Origin of the sequence: Burkholderia sp. AU17457, from assembly GCF_002223255.1 — a bacterium.
In the GTDB taxonomy this organism is placed as follows: Bacteria; Pseudomonadota; Gammaproteobacteria; order Burkholderiales; family Burkholderiaceae; genus Burkholderia; species Burkholderia sola.
On the sequence record NZ_NKFB01000006.1, the window covers coordinates 415,083 to 431,769 of the forward strand.

Genomic DNA, 16,687 nt, shown 5'->3' on the forward strand with positions numbered 1-16,687 from the left:
CCGCTCAGGCAGCCGGCTCGTCCGCGTTGGCGGCCGCCGGGATCAGCAGCACCGGCAGCGTCGCGTGACGCACGCATTGTTCGGCGATGCTGCCGAGGACGAGGCGGCGGAAGCCGCGGCGGCCGTGCGTGCCGAGCACGAGCAGATCGGCGCCGAACGCTTTCGCGCCGTCGAGGATCAGCGACGATACGTCATTGAGCGACGTCGCTTCGTTCAGCCGCGTTTCGCCTTTCACGCCGGCGGCCTGCATCAGCTTCGCGAAATCCTGCGCGAGCGCGTTGCCCTGCGCGACGAGCTGATCGCGCAGCACGGACGGATCGTAACCGGGCACGTTGTAGTAGATCGCGGCGTTCTCGACGACGTAGAAAGGCTGCAGCTCCGCGCCGTGCGCTTTCGCGAGCGCCAGCGCGGCGTCGAACGCATGGCGGGACGTGTCGCTGCCGTCGACGGCAACCAGAATACGCTTGTACATAGTGTCTCCGAATGGCGGGTTGAAACGAAGTCGGCCGGATGGCCGAGCGGGCCGGGCAATGCGCAACGCTGCGAGGCAGGGTAAACCAACGGCCGCGATCGTGCAGCGAGGCGCGCGCCGTGCGGCGCGGCCGTGCTGTCTGCGCCGGCCGTGCGTGGCCATGCACGCGGCGCATGCCGCATCGCGTGATGCGCGTCGTGTGGGTCGGCTGCGTCGTCGGCGAAAACGCATGCGCGCGCATCGACCCGGCCCGTCAGTCATGCCGATGCGCCGTACGTATCGCCATTCAATCGCAATCGCGCCGTGATGCCATGACTTCGGTCAACGCATGTGCGTCGACACGATGCGCGGCATGCATGATTGCAACTCCCGATGCCAATACGCGGAATCGTTCATCGCGGCATCGTGCGAGCGCGTGTCGGCGCGCGGTCCGGTCGCGCGCGAGAATGCACCGTCATCGATCATCGTCGTCGACCGGTGGCGGTTCCCACACGAACGATCGATTCAAACGGCGCGCCGGCTATCCCGGCACGACGGTCAACTCGATGACGCGCTCCGGCCGTCGGCCGTGGCCGGGCCAGTACGCGCTGCCGTACATCCGGTGAACGGGACCGAACGGCGTGTCGCCTGCAGACGGCGCGTCGAAGCCTTTCTCGATCACCACATAGCCGGCGCGCAGCGCGAACGCCGGATGGTTGCCGTCGGGGCGGCTGTCGAAACCGGCGAAACCGTCACCGGCTTCCGGCATCGCATTGACGAGCGACGCGTTGCTGCGCGTGACCTGGTCGGGCGAAATCGGCCCGACCCCGGCAAGCCGCGCCGCTTCGCGGTGCTTGCCGTCGGTGTCGACCGTGCTGTCATGCGTGTCGTCGTTGTCGAGTTCGATGCTGCGCGGATGCGCACGGCGTGTTTGAGCGGATGGTTCCATCGCGGCTCTCCTGGCGGCGACACGCTCCGGATCGAAGCAAATCCCGTTCCGGGCACGACGGGAAAAGGCGCGCGGGCGATCGCCGCGGTCGCGCGACGCGCACTGATTTGTCATGATTTATTTCAGCTAGAAGACGCGTTTTCTACAGAGTATGATTCTTTTCCTGCGAAGCGGCGACAGGGGATGAAGTCTCGCCGCCTCTGCCCGCGCCGGGGCGCCGCAGCACCCTTAAAGACGGGTAGCGAACAACAAAGCAAGGGACTAGAGGTGGCGGACTCATGCAAGCGACTACTGCCTTCACGCACCGCGGTTATCTGTTGAATTGCGCGCCCGCACGCGCCAGTGACGGTTCGTTCAAGCCCTACGTCGTGATCTCCCGATCGAGCGACGGAGAGCTCGTGGCGAACCGGTTTTTTCCGATCGACCTCCAGTTCAACGACGAAGGCGACGCGATCGCGCACGCGCGCGACTGGGCCGTTCGCTGGATCGACGCGAGCAGCATCTCGATGTGACGCCGTCACGCTCGTGCGGCGTCGGCGGTCCGGCGCGATCCGCGGGGTGCCGCTCCCGGACAAAAAACGCGGTAATCTTGCGGAACCCGTCACTTTATTAGCGGCCGTGCAACCGCGCGCGGCTGCCCGCATTGGTCTATGTCGACATCACCCGCCCGTCAGTGGGGCCTCGAAGAAATCGTCGCCGGCTTGCGCGAATCGCGCGAGGAACTCCATCGCACGCGCCATCCGCGCGGCATCCGCGAACTGCCGTCGCGCGATGCAATCTGCAAGATTGTGACCGGCCTGCGCGCGTCGATGTTTCCGACGCACTACGGCGCGCCCGACCTGACCGACGAAAGCGTCGACTACTACGTCGGCCACACGCTCGAAAGCACGCTGCGCGTCCTGTCCGAGCAGATTCGCCGCGCGCTGCCGTTTCTGCCCGAGCATGTCGATACGCCGTTCGCCGAGCTCGACGAACGCGCGTTCGAGATCGCGCGTGAATTCGGCCGGCAGTTGCCGGCGATCCGTGCGCTGCTCGTCAGCGACATCCAGGCCGCCTACGCGGGCGATCCGGCCGCGCAGCACATCACCGAGATCCTGCTGTGCTATCCCGGCGTGTTCGCGATGATGCACCATCGGCTCGCGCACGCGCTGCACCAGCTTGGTGTGCCGCTGCTCGCGCGGTTCATCAATGAAATCGCGCACTCGGCCACCGGCATCGACATTCACCCGGGCGCGCGGATCGGCCCGAGCTTCTTCATCGACCACGGCACCGGTGTCGTGATCGGCGAAACCGCGATCATCGGCGAGCGCGTGCGCGTGTACCAGGCCGTCACGCTCGGCGCGAAGAGTTTTCCGGCGGATGGCGAAGGCGCGCTGGTGAAGGGCAATGCACGACACCCGATCGTCGAGGACGACGTGGTGATCTATGCGGGCGCGACGATTCTCGGCCGCGTGACGATCGGGCGCGGCTCGGTGATCGGTGGCAACGTGTGGCTCACGCACAGCGTGCCGCCCGGCACGAGCGTCGCGCAGGGCAAGATTCGCGAGGGCGGCAGCGCCGAGAAGCCGTAACGAGGCGGCGGGCGAATGCGCGGGCGTCGTTCTGTGCAACGCGGCGGCATGACGCGCAATGGATTGGCGGCCGGCCCACCGTCGGGCGCGATCGGGCGGGAGCGGCGCGAAGCCCGCCCGCTCCGGCGCGCGAAGGCGGCGTGCAGCCGCCTTCGTTCATCGAAGCGTCAGTGCTTGCCGTCCGGCGAGCGGTGCTTGTACAGCACGTCCTGATCGACGCGGATCAGGTTCTGGCCCGCATCGACGACGAAATCCACCCCGTTGTACGCATTGCCCGTCAGCAGCAGGATCGCGCTCGCGACGTCGTCGGGGCCCGCGATGCGCGCGAGCGGCGTCGACGCGCGGCTCGCGTGTTCGAAGTCGGCCTGCGTCTGGTCGTCGCTCGGCAGCATCAGCCCCGGGAACACCGCGTTCACGCGCAGCACCGGCGCGGACGACAGCGCGAGCATCTGCGTGAGGTTGCCGAGCGCGGCCTTCGCGACCGTGTAGCTGAAATGGTCGCGGTGAAAGTTTTCCTTGATCTTCTGGTCGACCACGTTCACGACGACGCCCTGCGTGCCGGCCGCGCGGGCCCGTTCGTAGAACGCGCGCGTGAGCAGGATCGGCGCGCGGCAGTTGACGGCCCACGCGTGGTCGAACGCCGCGAGATCGAAGCTCGGGAAATGGTCCTGCCAGAACACCGACGCGTTGTTGACCAGCACGTCGAGGCGCCCGAAGCGCGCATACACCTGGTCGATCAGCGCGGTGATCTGCGCGGCGTCGGACAGGTCGGCCTGCAGCGCGACCGAATCGTGCCCGCGTTCGGCGATCGTTCGCGCGGCGGCCTGCGCGGCATCGGCCGAACGGTCGTAGTGCACCGCGGTGCGATAGCCGTGCGCGGCGAAATACTCGGCGAACGCGCGCCCGGCCCGGCGCGCGGCGCCGGTCACGAGCACGACGGGCGCGTGCGCCGTCTGCTTCGTCTGCTCCATCAGGTATTCGTCAGGTTGACCGAGGAAGGATTCGCGACGATCGACAGGAATTCGCGACGCGTCGACGGATCGGTGCGGAACGTGCCGAGCATGCGCGACGTGACCATCTCGACGCCCGGCTTGTGCACGCCGCGCGTCGAGATGCACTGGTGCGCGGCTTCGAGGATCACGCCGACGCCCTTCGGCTGCAACACGTCGAACAGCGTGTCGGCGATCTGCACGGTCATCTTTTCCTGGATCTGCAAGCGCTTCGCGAATGCGTCGACGAGGCGCGCGAGCTTCGAGATGCCGACCACGCGATGGTTCGGCAGATACGCGACGTGCGCGCGGCCGATGATCGGCACCATGTGGTGCTCGCAGTAGCTCTCGAAGCGGATGTCCTTCAGCACGATCATTTCGTCGTAGCCGTCGACTTCGCTGAACGTGCGCGCGAGGATGTCGCGCGGCTCCAGCGCATAGCCGGCGAAGAACTGTTCGTATGCGCGCACGACGCGTGCGGGCGTATCGAGCAGGCCTTCGCGTGCGGGATCGTCGCCGGCCCAGCGCAACAGCACGCGGACGGCGTCTTCTGCTTCTTCGCGGCTCGGCCGCGAGACGACCGGCTCAGGCGGTGTGGTTTTCTTTCCCTTACCCATGTAGTGGCTCCATCGAAGGCCGCCTGCGGCGGCCGATATCCGGCCATTGTTTCATGCTTTCGGCGGTCGTGCGTACGGGCCGCCGCTCGCCGTTTATCACTTCGGCCATTCGTCCTGCTCGTCGTTGAACAGCGACGCGACGACGCCGCGCAGCCATGCGGTGCGCGGGTCGTTGTGGTACTTGCGATGCCAGTGCTGTTTCAGGTCGAAGCGCGGCAGCGCGAGCGGCGGCTCGACGGGCACGATGAACGCGTGCTCGGCCGCGTACGCATAGCCGATCGCGTGCGGCACCGTCGCGATCAGGTCGGTGCGGCTCAGGATGAACGGCAGGCTCATGAAGTGCGGCGTTTCGAGCACCGCGCGGCGCTGCATGCGCTGCTTCGCCAGATATTTCTCGAGCACTTCCTGGCTGCGACCTTCCGCGCGCACCACCGCGTGGCCACATGTGAGGAACTGCTCTACCGTGAACGGCGGCGTCTGCTCGAACGGATGGCCGCGCCGCATCAGGCAGACGAACCGGTGCGTGAACAGCCGCTGCTGGAAGAAGTTGTTGCCGTCGAGATCGGGGAAGTAGCCGACCGCGAGATCGATCGACCCGGCTTCGAGGCCGCGTCCGACTTCGTCGTGCGCGAGCGAGACCGAACGCAGGTTCGCGTGCGGCGCAAGCGTCGCGAACGCCTGCAGCAGCTTCGGCAGGAACACGATCTCGCCGACGTCCGACAGCGCGATCGAGAACGTATGCGTGCTCGCGACCGGGTCGAAGTCGTGCGGCGCGACGAGGCCGCGCTCGATCTGCGCGAGCGCATCGCGGGCGGCCGGCAGCAGCGCGAGCGCGCGCGGCGTCGGCTCCATCCCGCGCGACGTGCGCACGAACAGCGGATCGCCGAAGTACTCGCGCAGCCGGCCGAGCGCCGTGCTCACGCGCGGCTGGCTCACGCCGAGCAGGTCGCCCGCGCGGCTCACGTTGCGCGTGTCGTCGAGCGCGACGAGATAGGGAATCAGGTTCAGGTCGAGCGGGTCCATCGCCGGGGCCGGTATCTTCAAAACGTATACAACATATCTCCTGAATCGCGTTGCCGCATAGTCGGGAAAGCGCTCAAATGTGTTCGACGATTCGAATTAATGTTCAGGAGACGAACAATGCGCACCCAAGTCGCGATCATCGGCGCCGGTCCGTCCGGCCTTCTGCTGTCCCATCTGCTGCGCCTGCAAGGCGTCGATTCCATCCTCGTCGAAGCGCGTTCGCGCGAATACTGCGAGAACCGCATCCGTGCCGGCGTGCTGGAGCAGGGCACGGTCGACACGCTGAACGAAGCCGGCCTCGGCGAGCGGATGCGCCGCGAAGGGCTCGAACATCACGGCATCGAACTGCTGTTCGATGGCCAGCGCCACCGCATCGACCTGTCCGGACTGACCGGCGGGCGCGCGATCACCGTCTACAGCCAGCATGAAGTGGTGCGCGACCTGATTGCGGCCGGTGTCGAGCACGGCCATCAGATGCACTTCGAAGTGAGCGACGTCGCGCTGCACGGCGTCGAAAGCGAGCACCCGTTCGTCACGTTCAAGCACGCGGACGGCCGCGCGGACCGCATCGACTGCGATTACATCGCCGGCTGCGACGGCTTCCACGGCATCGCGCGCCAGACGATTCCCGCCGAGCGGCTGAACACGTTCGAGCGCGTCTACCCGTTCGCGTGGCTCGGTATCCTCGCCGATGCGGCGCCGTCGCTCGACGAACTCGTGTACGCGCATCACGACAACGGTTTCGCGCTGTTCTCGATGCGCTCGCCGACGGTCACGCGCCTGTACCTGCAGTGCAAGCCGGATGAAGACCTCGCCGAATGGTCCGATGCACGGATCTGGGACGAACTGCACACGCGTTTCTCGAACGACACCGGCTGGACGCCGACCGAGGGCCGGATCACGCAGAAGAGCGTGACGCCGATGCGCAGTTTCGTATCCGAGACGATGCAGCACGGCCGCCTGTTCCTCGCCGGCGACGCCGCGCACATCGTGCCGCCGACCGGCGCGAAGGGGATGAACCTCGCGGTGGCCGACGTCCGCGCGCTGTCCCGGGCGCTCGGCGCGCGCTACCGGACGGGCGACGCGACGCCGCTCGAGCGCTATTCGGCGACCTGCCTCGAGCGCGTGTGGCGCGCCGAGCACTTCTCTTACTTCATGACGAACATGCTGCATGCGTCGCCGGACGACTCGCCGTTCGTCAATCGCCTGAAGTTTGCCGAGTTGAAATACGTGACGCGTTCGCGGGCCGCCGCGCAATCGCTCGCCGAAAACTACGTCGGCTTGCCGTTCGACGACGCGACGCCCCCCGAGGCAACCCGCCTTGACAAGGCGCTGTGCGCGACTCTATGATCGGCCCATCGTTCGCTAATCGAATCTAAGTTCGATTAGCGAACAAAAGCCGAGGGTCGCACGACGGCCTCCGGCGCGGCACGCGGCACGCGTGTCCTCTCGACAGGCCGCGCACGAGCCGCGGGTTCGCATCAGGAAGAGACATGGTCAACAAGATTTTCGAATCGCTTCAGTCGGCGGTTGCCGACGTCCACGATGGCGCGACAATCATGATCGGCGGCTTCGGCACGGCCGGCATGCCGTCCGAGCTGATCGACGCGCTGATCGAACAGGGCGCGCGCGACCTGACGATCGTCAACAACAACGCAGGCAACGGCGAGACGGGCCTCGCGGCGCTGCTGAAGGCGAAGAAGGTGCGCAAGATCATCTGTTCGTTCCCGCGCCAGAGCGACTCGCAGGTGTTCGACGCGCTGTACCGCGCGGGCGAGATCGAGCTGGAGCTCGTGCCGCAGGGCAACCTCGCGGAGCGCATCCGTGCGGCGGGCGCCGGCATCGGCGGTTTCTTCACGCCGACGGGCTACGGCACCAAGCTCGCGGAAGGCAAGGAAACGCGCGTGATCGACGGCAAGCCGTACGTGTTCGAGACGCCGATCCACGCCGATTTCGCGCTCGTGAAGGCTTACAAGGGCGATCGCTGGGGCAACCTCGTGTATCGCAAGACCGCGCGCAACTTCGGGCCGATCATGGCCAGCGCGGCGAAGATCGCGATCGTGCAGGTGTCGGAAGTCGTGCCGCTCGGTGCGCTGAATCCGGAACACATCGTGACGCCGGGCATTTTCGTGCAGCGCGTCGTCGAGGTGCCGCAGGCCGCGCACGCGGCCGAGCTGGCCGCCGAACACGCTGCATCGCAAGCCGCCTGACCCGCCTGGAACTTTGTATGGGACCGGAGTAAGCGCTGAAGCGCCCACTCCGGTCGACAGGAAACCGACATGAAACGACTGACCCGCGATGAAATGGCCAAGCGCGTCGCCCAGGACATCCCCGAAGGCGCGTACGTGAACCTCGGCATCGGCGTGCCGACGCTGGTGGCGAACCACCTCGACCCGAGCAAGGAGATTTTCCTGCACAGCGAGAACGGCCTGCTCGGCATGGGCCCGGCGCCCGCACCCGGTGAGGAAGACGACGAACTGATCAACGCCGGCAAGCAGCACGTGACGCTGCTCACCGGCGGCGCGTATTTCCACCACTCGGACTCGTTCGCGATGATGCGCGGCGGCCATCTCGACTACTGCGTGCTCGGCGCGTTCCAGGTGTCGGCGAGCGGCGATCTCGCGAACTGGCATACGGGCGCGCCCGATGCGATTCCGGCCGTCGGCGGCGCGATGGACCTCGCGATCGGCGCGAAGCAGGTGTTCGTGATGATGGAGCACCTGACGAAGCAGGGCGAGAGCAAGATCGTCGCGCAATGCTCGTATCCGGTCACCGGCGTGCAATGCGTGAGCCGTATCTATACCGATCTGGCCGTACTCGACGTGACGGCCGACGGCCTCGCGGTGAGCGAGATCTTCACCGACCTGTCGTTCGACGAACTGCAGAAGCTGACCGGCGTACCGCTGATCGACGCAACGCAAAAGGCCGCCGCCTGAACGGCAAGCGTGCCGGTGCGCGCATTCGAGCGCACGCCGGCACGCTTGGGTAGACAATAGGCGCACGCCGTTTCCCCATTCCGATGCCATGCTCGAAGACAGCGCCCGCCTGACCTCCCTGATCTGCGGCACCGAGCCGCTCAACCGGATCTGGTCGCCCCGCGCGACGATCCAGCGGATGCTCGACGTCGAGGCCGCGCTTGCGCGCGCGCTCGCCGCGCGGCAAGTGATTCCCGCCACCGCGGTCGCGCCGATCGAACGCGCGTGCGACGCCGGCCGGCTCGACGCCGACGCGCTCGCGCATGGTGCCGCGCTCGGCGGCAATCTCGCGATTCCGCTCGTGAAGCAGCTCACCGCGCAAGTGAAGGCCGACGACCCCGAGGCCGCGAAGTTCGTGCACTGGGGCGCGACGAGCCAGGACATCATCGACACCGCGACCGTGCTGCAGTTGCGCGACACGCTCGACGTGCTCGAACCGCTGCTCGACGAAGCCTGTGCGTCGCTCGCGGTGCTCGCGCGCACGCACCGCGCGACGCCGATGATCGGCCGCACGTGGCTGCAGCAGGCGCTGCCGATCACGCTCGGCCTCAAATTCGCCCAATGGCTCGATGCGCTGCTGCGCCATCGCGCGCGCTTCGCCGAGTTGCGCGAGCGGGCGCTCGTGCTGCAGTTCGGCGGCGCGGCCGGCACGCTCGCGAGCCTGCGCGAGCACGCGGCCGGCGTGAGCGCCGCGCTCGCGGCCGACCTGAAGCTCGCGTTGCCGGCCGTGCCGTGGCATACGCAGCGCGACCGCATCGCGGAAGCCGCGGCGTGCTTCGGGATGCTGACCGGCACGCTCGGCAAGATCGCACGTGACGTGTCGCTGCAGATGCAGACCGAAGTCGGCGAGCTTGGCGAACCGGCGGCCGCCGGCAAGGGCGGCTCGTCGACGATGCCGCACAAGCGCAACCCGGTCGGCTGCGCGGCCGTGCTGACGGCCGCCGTACGTGCACCGAATCTCGTCGCGACCGTGTTCGCGGGAATGGTGCAGGAGCACGAGCGCGCACTCGGCGGCTGGCAGGCCGAATGGGATGCGTTGCCCGATCTCGCCCGCCTGACGGGCGGCGCGCTCTCGCAGATCGCGCAGATCGTCGCGGGCCTCGACGTGAACACCGAACGCCTCGCCGCGAACCTCGACCTGACGCACGGGCTGATCCTCGGCGAAGCGGTGATGCTCGCGCTCGGCGACCGGATCGGCCGGCTCGATGCGCATCACGTCGTCGAGCATGCGTCGAAGGAAGCCGTGCGCACCGGCGCGACGCTGTTCGACGTGCTCGCGGCCGATGCGACCGTGTCGGCCCACCTGTCGCGCGACGCGCTCGCGCAGTTGCTCGATCCCGCCCATTACGTCGGCGAGGGGCGGGCCTATGTCGACGCCGTGCTCGCGCTGCACGCGGGCGCGAAATAACCAGGAGAACCTTGAGATGCCTTTCGCCACTGTCAACGGCGTGAAACTGCATTACCGGATCGACCGTGCCGCACGCGACGACGCGCCGTGGCTCGTTTTCTCGAATTCGCTCGGCGCCGATCTGCAGATGTGGGCGCCGCAGATTCGCCCGCTCACGCAGCACTTCAATATCCTGCGCTACGACACGCGCGGCCACGGCCATTCCGACGCGCCGGCCGGGTCGTACACGATCGAGCAGCTCGCGGGCGACGTAATCGGCCTGCTCGACCACGTCGGCATCGACTGCGCGCATTTCTGCGGCATCTCGATGGGGGGATTGACGGGTGCCGCGCTCGCCGCGCGCTACCCGTCGCGCATCGTGCGCGCGGTGCTGTCGAACACCGCCGCGAAGATCGGCTCGCCGGAAGTGTGGGCGCCGCGTGCGCAGAAGGCGCGCGCCGAAGGGATGGCCGCGCTCGCCGACGCCGTGCTGCCGCGCTGGTTCACCGACGCATTCGTCGACCGCGAGCCGCGCCTGTTCGATGCGATCCGCGACACCTTCGTGCATACCGACAAGGATGGCTATGCGGCGAACTGCGACGCGCTGAACGCGGCCGACCTGCGCGAGGAAGTAAAGGGCATCGCATTGCCGGTGCTCGTCGTGACCGGCGCGAAGGACATGTCGACGCCGCCCGACCAGGGCTGCGCGCTCGCCGCCGCGATTCCCGGTGCGCTGCACGTCGAATTCGACGCCGCGCACATTTCGAACATCGAATGCACCGACGGTTTCAACCGCGCGCTGCTCGATTTCCTGACTGCATGAGGCACCGGCGATGGACGACCAGGAACGTTATGAAGCAGGGATGAAGGTGCGTCGCGCGGTGCTCGGCGACGCGCACGTCGATCGCTCGATCGAGAACCGCACCGAGGTGACGGAGGAATTCCAGAACCTGATCACGCGCTACGCATGGGGCGAGATCTGGACGCGCGATGGCCTGCCGCGCCATACGCGCAGCCTGCTGACCATCGCGATGATGGTCGCGTTGAACCGCGGCGAGGAGTTGGCGCTGCACCTGCGCGCCGCGCGCAACAACGGCGTGACGCGCGACGAGATCAAGGAAGTGCTGCTGCAGACGGCGATCTATTGCGGCGTGCCGGCCGCGAATTCCGCGTTCCATCTCGCGGACAAGATCTTCAAGGAACAGGACGGGGCCGCATAAGACGGCCGGTCAGGCACGGCCGGCTGAGGGCGGCCGCAACCGATCGCGTGGCCTGCTTTCTCGAGCGGGCCGTCGACGACGGGATCGATGAACACGCCGGCAGAGCATCGGCGTGCGGCGCACCGGTTGGCTGGTGCGCGAACAAAGGAAGGGCGCGGCTGCCATGCCGTATTGCTCATACATATATTGGCGTTGCATGGGACCGGAGCAAGCGCTGAAGCGCCAACTCCGGCCGACAAGGAGACAGGCGATGAATCGCACACCCGTGGTCGATGTCCAGACCTTCATCAACGAGCAGCCGTTCGGCGGCTTTCAATGGCTCGTATTCCTCATGTGTTTCGTGATCGTGCTGCTCGACGGCTTCGATACGGCTGCGATCGGTTTCATCGCGCCATCGCTGCTCGGCGAGTGGAACCTCACGAAGCCCGATCTCGCGCCGGTGCTCAGCGCCGCGCTGTTCGGCCTCGCGTGCGGTGCGCTCGTGTCGGGCCCGCTGTCCGACCGGCTCGGCCGCCGCTCGCTGTTGCTCGGTTCGGTGTTCCTGTTCGGGGTCGCGTGCCTGATGTCCGCGTTCTCGAACACGATCGGGCACCTGACCATCCTGCGCTTCATCACCGGCGTCGGGCTCGGCGCGGCGATGCCGAACGCGGTCACGATGATGGGCGAATTCTGCCCGGACAAGCGCCGCGCGACCGTGATCAACCTGATGTTCTGCGGCTTTCCGCTCGGCGCCGCGTTTGGCGGTTTTCTGGCCGCATGGATGATTCCGCATTTCGGCTGGCGCAGCGTACTGATGCTCGGCGGCGTGACGCCGCTGCTGCTCGGCATGCTGTTGCTGCTGAAGATGCCGGAATCGGTACGCTTCATGGTCGCGAGCGGCCAGTCCATCGACAAGATCCGCGCCACGCTCGCACGCATCTCGCGCGACGCACTGAACGCCGGCTCGTTCGCGCTGACCGAAGCCGCGCCGCAGACCGGCGGCAAGGGCCTCGGCGTCGTGCTGTCGCGCTCGTACATCGTCGGCTCGGTGATGCTGTGGCTCGCGTACTTCATGGGCCTCGTGATCTTCTACGCGTCGATCAACTGGATGCCGATCCTGCTGAAGGATGCGGGCCTGACGCCGAAGAGCGCGACGCTGATCTCCGCGCTGTTCCCGCTCGGCGGCGTGGGCGCGGTGCTGTGCGGCGTGCTGATGGACCGCTTCAACGCGAACCGCGTGATCGCCGTGTGCTATGCGCTGACGGCTGTGAGCGTGTATGCGATCGGGCAGGCGGCCGGCAACGTCGGGTTGCTGGTGCTGGTCGTGTTCGTGGCCGGCGTGCTGATGAACACCGCGCAATCGTCGATGCCGGCGCTCGCCGCCGCGTTCTATCCGACCGAAGGGCGCGGCACGGGTGTCGCGTGGATGCTCGGCGTCGGTCGTTTCGGCGGGATCGCGGGGTCGTTCCTCGTCGCCGAACTGACGCGCCGGCACTTCTCGTTCGCGGGCGTGTTCGCGACGATCGCCGTCGCGGGCGTGCTGGCCTGCGCCGCGCTGCTGATCAAGCAGATGGCGCGGCCGCATGGCGTCGCGCAGCCGGCAGGCAAGATCGAGTCGCTCGGGCATTGAGCGACCGGCGGGCCGGTGCGACGCGCCGGCCCAGTGCATGATGGATTCGGGTCGGTTGCAAGCAGATCGACCGACGCAGGACAGCAGACCGGGCCGCCTTCGCGGCCCGTCGACATTCCGGCGGCCGCGTCGTTACTCCTCCGCGTCGTGCTCCTTGACGAAATTTCGCAAATACGCGCGCAACGCGGCTTCCCGGCTGCGATGATCGTCGTGGTTCGCGGCGCCCATTTCCTCCTCGTCACCGAACAGCGTTGGCGGCGCGCAGTAAGTGCCGACTTCGATGTTCTCGCGCAGCACGCGGATATCGTGCGTGAGCGGGTGATACTCGGCGATCCAGTGCATGCCTTCGATGTGCTCGCCCGCTCTCAGCATTGGCTTCATCAGCAATCTCCATGCAGAGCAGCGGTGCAACCGCCGAAGCGGTTGCACGCGCCCGTACCGAAAGGGTACGCCTGCATCACGCGAAGCTCAACGGGCGCGCTTGTGAGCGCTCACTGCGGCAGCAGATGGGCGACGAGCGGGTACAGCGACAGGATCAGCAGCACGGCCATCGTCACGTTGAAGATGCGCAGCGCGCGGGGATTCGACAGGAAGCGCCGCAGGCCGAGGCCGAACGCGGCCCACAGGCAGATGCACGGGAAGCCGATCAGGATGAACACGACGGACATCCATGCGGCGTTCATCCCGTAGTCGGCGGACAGCTGGACCGTCGTCGCGGCGGTTAGCACCATCATCCACGCTTTCGGGTTGACCCACTGGAACGCGGCGGCTTCGATGAACGTCATCGGCCGCGGCTTGGCGCCGTGCGCTTTCACTTCGCCCGACGTGCCGATGCGCCATGCGAGGTATAGCAGATAGGCGACGCTCGCGGCTTCGAGGATCGTGTACAGCAGCGGCAGGCGCTTGAACGCTTCGCCGAGGCCGAAGCCGACGCAGAGCATCAGGATCGCGACGCCGATGCTGATGCCGAACAGGTGCGGCATCGTGCGGCGGAAACCGAAGTTGACGCCGGACGCGAGCAGCATCGTGTTGTTCGGGCCGGGCGTGATCGACGTGACGAGCGCGAACAGCATGCCGGCTGGCAGCGCGCTGAGGGTGAGGAATTCCATCGCGGATTCTCCATTTGTGTTCAAGGCTGGGATGGATCCAGTGTAGCGACGGTTTTCTGTACAGTACCGGCACAGTTTGCCTGGCGGATGCCGGTACGGGCGAGACTTGTCGGACGTCTAAGAGATGAGCAATGTTGTTTCTCAGAAAAGATGTCCGTGGTCTCAATAGGTTGTCTTCGAATAATTGGCCGCCTTCTGCACATTAAGGGTGTAACCTACCTCCCTATGTGGGAATGATCGTGGAAAATTTGCCAATATCGGATTTTTCATGCATGTTTGGCCGAACTCGCCCTGTTGTTGTTGTCGTATTGGAGGCGCTTACCTGCCCGTTTAACGTTTGAAGTTCGTCCGCGCAAACTTACGGAGAAATCGATGCTCCGGCACGTTGAGCCGGATGTAGCATGCAATTGTCCTTCGAGTGTTTCTCTCGGCATCACGGGGGGGCATCGGCTCCCGCAATCGTGTGAATCTTGTGGAGAAGCGAAGGTAGATGACAAGATGCCCATACTGACGGCAATCAAAAGCTTTTGGTCAGACCTACCCCCAAAGTACGGCCGCGACCGACCGAAACCAGCTGCATGCCCGAGTACAGGCTGCCGAAGGTTTCATAGCGCTTGTCGAAAAGATTGCGGCCGAACAGATAAACTTCGAGATCCTTGTTTTTCCATCCAATCTGGGCATTCACAAGGCTATAGGCATCAAGGTAATAAGATTTGTCGATATCCGCGGTGCGCTTGCCTGTGTATTGGTATTGAAGGTCGGCAGAGAGCTTGCCGGGCAAATGAATCGCCTTGGCTGAGGTTTCGTATTGCAGCCCGGCCGTCGCCGTCCATTTCGGTGTGTTCGGAACAGGATTGCCAGTGACCGTATTGACCGCGGCGCCGTTGGCTCCGAGTTCGCTATGGATGTAGCCGACGCCTCCGGAGAAGCTCAAGCCTTCAGCGATGAGCGCGCGCGCCTGCAATTCGAAACCACTGGTCTTGTAGTCCTGGTATGTTGTCCGGAAAGCGCCAAGCGAAGGATCGAGATAGGACATGACACCGTTCTTGATGTCGTTGTGATAGACGCTGGCATCGATCTGAAGACGATGGTCAAGAAGATCGGCCTTGACGCCCGCTTCGTAAGTCCACCCCAAAGCGGCCGGATAGGGGTTGCCCACGATGCCATCGACCGGATAGCTAAAGAGCGGGTACACCCGTGACGCGTGACCACGAGCAACCGACACGTAGCTTTGAATGTCGTTCGTCCACTTGAAGGAGAGTGCTACCCGACCTGTCGGATAGGTTTGCGACGTTGAGTTGGAGCCGGTCAGCGAAGCGAGGCCCAGGGAGTTGTCCTGCTTCATCTCGATATTGTCATGGCTTACCCGACCGCCGATCGAAAACTCCCAGCGGTTCGCAAAGGGGATCGAAACGTCCCCGAACAGTCCTAGATTGGTCGTGTCGAGATTGCTTTTCATCGCGACTGAGCCGGAATACGGAGGCGGCGCGCACTGCGTACTGCTGCACCAGCGTATGCCGTTGGTTCGCATGGCACTGGCGCCGACGACCCAGCGAACCGGGGCACCTTCGAGTGAATTCAGCCGAATCTCCTGGCTGAAGATGTTCTCCTGATCCGTCGAATGGCCCACGTTACTGGATGCGGGAAACCCGATCGCGTCATAGACAAGTTTGTCCACGAGATCGAGTTCGCTTTCCAGCTTGTTGTGCTGGTAGGAACTGATGGAAGTGAGCTGGAAATTCTTGAAGAAGTGCTCGACGGTCACGGTGGCGCCCGCTTGCGTCGTCTTCAAGTCCGGCTCGGTCAGGATGCCACTGGTCGGAAACTGACTGGCGCTACGCAGGACATAGAGCGGGGAGTTAGCCTGATCATGCAGATAGTTACCCGTCACTGTGATGAGCGTGTCGTCCAGCCCCGTGAAGCGTAGTCCTCCACGGAATGCACCGATGTCGCGCTTGCCCAGCTTGTCGGTGTAAAGGCTGCGTATATCGCCATTCTCATGGCCATAACGGATCGCCATGCGTCCGTCGAGTTGTCCGGGCACGATATTGCCGCCAAGAACCGCCTCGCCCATGCGATAGCCGTGTTCGCCGACCTCGGTTGTCACGTGAACATCCCGAGTTCCGTCAGGCTGCTTCGTGACAACGTTGATGGCGCCGCCCAGCGCATTGGTTCCCCATAGCGTGCCTTGAGGGCCGCGCAACACTTCGATATGGTCGACGTCGAGCAACATGTTCGACGCGCTCATCATGCTGTTCGGCACACCATCGACATTGAATGCGATCGTGCCATCGGCGTAGTTGGCAGGCGTCCCAAGTGAACTGACACCGCGAATCGAGAACCACTGGGAGCCTGTGGCGCGGCTGACCCATTGCACATTGGGCGCATGGCCGGCGATAGCCACACCTGGATCGAAGGGCGATTCCTTCAAGGTCTTCGCCTGCAGAACCGTGATGCTTTCAGGCACATCCTGAAGGCGTTCGGTCGTTTTCCGGGCGGTGACCGTGACGGGCTCAAGGACCGTGCTCTCTGCGCTCGATGCCGACGTGCCGCTATCCGGCGACTCAGTGGTTGATTGCGCTTGCTTTCCTTCGGCAGCGAACACGTCCGGAGCAGCGACGGCGACGGCTGCGGCAATCGTTGCGTTGAGCAATGTATGTCGGACGGTACGGACGACACGCAAGCCACACGCCGGGAGCCCTTCGCGCATCGCGTCGATCGAGCCTGAACTTCTGCCAAGGGATGGATGAAAGGGAGAGCGATGGACCGCACATTGCCCTTCAATAT

General features: G+C 65.4%; 17 protein-coding genes. 9 read left to right on the forward strand and 8 right to left on the reverse strand.

What is annotated here, in order from left to right:
- Nucleotides 1-4: 4 nt before the first annotated feature.
- Nucleotides 5-472 carry a universal stress protein gene (locus CFB49_RS28810; RefSeq protein WP_059793221.1) on the reverse strand — a complete coding sequence of 156 codons (468 nt, stop codon included), beginning with the start codon at nt 470-472 and terminating at the stop codon, nt 5-7.
- Between the two features lie 520 nt (nt 473-992).
- Complete coding sequence (locus tag CFB49_RS28820) at nt 993-1,400, reverse strand: DUF3005 domain-containing protein (RefSeq protein WP_089437365.1); 408 nt, start codon at nt 1,398-1,400, stop codon at nt 993-995.
- 278 nt (nt 1,401-1,678) lie between these two features.
- Between CFB49_RS28820 and CFB49_RS28825 the strand changes: the two genes are divergently transcribed.
- Nucleotides 1,679-1,912, forward strand: a complete 234-nt coding sequence (locus tag CFB49_RS28825) for a hypothetical protein (protein WP_089437366.1) — start codon at nt 1,679-1,681, stop codon at nt 1,910-1,912.
- Between the two features lie 138 nt (nt 1,913-2,050).
- Nucleotides 2,051-2,971: a serine O-acetyltransferase EpsC gene (gene epsC / locus CFB49_RS28830; protein WP_089437367.1), complete on the forward strand. Its 921-nt coding sequence runs from the start codon at nt 2,051-2,053 to the stop codon at nt 2,969-2,971.
- 167 nt (nt 2,972-3,138) lie between these two features.
- On the opposite strand, the gene CFB49_RS28835 is transcribed toward epsC, so the two are convergent.
- The 3 genes from CFB49_RS28835 to CFB49_RS28845 form a co-directional block, all read right to left on the reverse strand.
- Nucleotides 3,139-3,942 (reverse strand): SDR family oxidoreductase, encoded by an 804-nt coding sequence (locus CFB49_RS28835; RefSeq protein ID WP_050017186.1) that lies wholly within the window; start codon nt 3,940-3,942, stop codon nt 3,139-3,141.
- On the reverse strand, nt 3,942-4,577 hold the full coding sequence (gene folE, locus CFB49_RS28840; RefSeq protein WP_089437368.1) for a GTP cyclohydrolase I FolE: 636 nt from the start codon (nt 4,575-4,577) through the stop codon (nt 3,942-3,944). Before folE ends, CFB49_RS28835 begins: the two co-directional genes overlap by 1 nt.
- 96 nt (nt 4,578-4,673) lie before the next feature.
- On the reverse strand, nt 4,674-5,600 hold the full coding sequence (locus tag CFB49_RS28845) for a LysR family transcriptional regulator (protein ID WP_089493013.1): 927 nt from the start codon (nt 5,598-5,600) through the stop codon (nt 4,674-4,676).
- A gap of 117 nt (nt 5,601-5,717) precedes the next feature.
- Between CFB49_RS28845 and pobA the strand changes: the two genes are divergently transcribed.
- From pobA to CFB49_RS28880, 7 genes are all read left to right on the forward strand, one after another.
- Entirely contained in the window at nt 5,718-6,950 is a 1,233-nt protein-coding gene (gene pobA / locus CFB49_RS28850) for a 4-hydroxybenzoate 3-monooxygenase (RefSeq protein ID WP_089493014.1), read from the forward strand.
- A 143-nt stretch (nt 6,951-7,093) separates the two neighbouring features.
- The gene (locus CFB49_RS28855) at nt 7,094-7,810 is read left to right on the forward strand and encodes a 3-oxoacid CoA-transferase subunit A (RefSeq protein ID WP_089437370.1); all 717 of its coding nucleotides are present in this window, start codon (nt 7,094-7,096) and stop codon (nt 7,808-7,810) included.
- A 69-nt stretch (nt 7,811-7,879) separates the two neighbouring features.
- Nucleotides 7,880-8,536 (forward strand): CoA transferase subunit B, encoded by a 657-nt coding sequence (locus CFB49_RS28860; protein ID WP_059581289.1) that lies wholly within the window; start codon nt 7,880-7,882, stop codon nt 8,534-8,536.
- An 88-nt stretch (nt 8,537-8,624) separates the two neighbouring features.
- Nucleotides 8,625-9,983 carry a 3-carboxy-cis,cis-muconate cycloisomerase gene (locus CFB49_RS28865; RefSeq protein WP_089493015.1) on the forward strand — a complete coding sequence of 453 codons (1,359 nt, stop codon included), beginning with the start codon at nt 8,625-8,627 and terminating at the stop codon, nt 9,981-9,983.
- 16 nt (nt 9,984-9,999) lie between these two features.
- Nucleotides 10,000-10,785, forward strand: coding sequence for a 3-oxoadipate enol-lactonase (gene pcaD / locus CFB49_RS28870; RefSeq protein WP_089493016.1), 786 nt, complete (start codon nt 10,000-10,002; stop codon nt 10,783-10,785).
- A gap of 10 nt (nt 10,786-10,795) precedes the next feature.
- Entirely contained in the window at nt 10,796-11,182 is a 387-nt protein-coding gene (pcaC, locus tag CFB49_RS28875; RefSeq protein WP_089437373.1) for a 4-carboxymuconolactone decarboxylase, read from the forward strand.
- Between the two features lie 250 nt (nt 11,183-11,432).
- Nucleotides 11,433-12,791 carry an MFS transporter gene (locus CFB49_RS28880; protein WP_089437374.1) on the forward strand — a complete coding sequence of 453 codons (1,359 nt, stop codon included), beginning with the start codon at nt 11,433-11,435 and terminating at the stop codon, nt 12,789-12,791.
- Nucleotides 12,792-12,923: 132 nt separating this feature from the next.
- On the opposite strand, the gene CFB49_RS28885 is transcribed toward CFB49_RS28880, so the two are convergent.
- From CFB49_RS28885 to CFB49_RS28895, 3 genes are all read right to left on the reverse strand, one after another.
- The gene (locus tag CFB49_RS28885; protein ID WP_050017178.1) at nt 12,924-13,172 is read right to left on the reverse strand and encodes a hypothetical protein; all 249 of its coding nucleotides are present in this window, start codon (nt 13,170-13,172) and stop codon (nt 12,924-12,926) included.
- Nucleotides 13,173-13,282: 110 nt separating this feature from the next.
- Nucleotides 13,283-13,900 (reverse strand): LysE family translocator, encoded by a 618-nt coding sequence (locus CFB49_RS28890; protein ID WP_089493017.1) that lies wholly within the window; start codon nt 13,898-13,900, stop codon nt 13,283-13,285.
- A 517-nt stretch (nt 13,901-14,417) separates the two neighbouring features.
- Nucleotides 14,418-16,610, reverse strand: a complete 2,193-nt coding sequence (locus tag CFB49_RS28895; protein WP_069620869.1) for a TonB-dependent receptor — start codon at nt 16,608-16,610, stop codon at nt 14,418-14,420.
- Nucleotides 16,611-16,687: the final 77 nt, after the last annotated feature.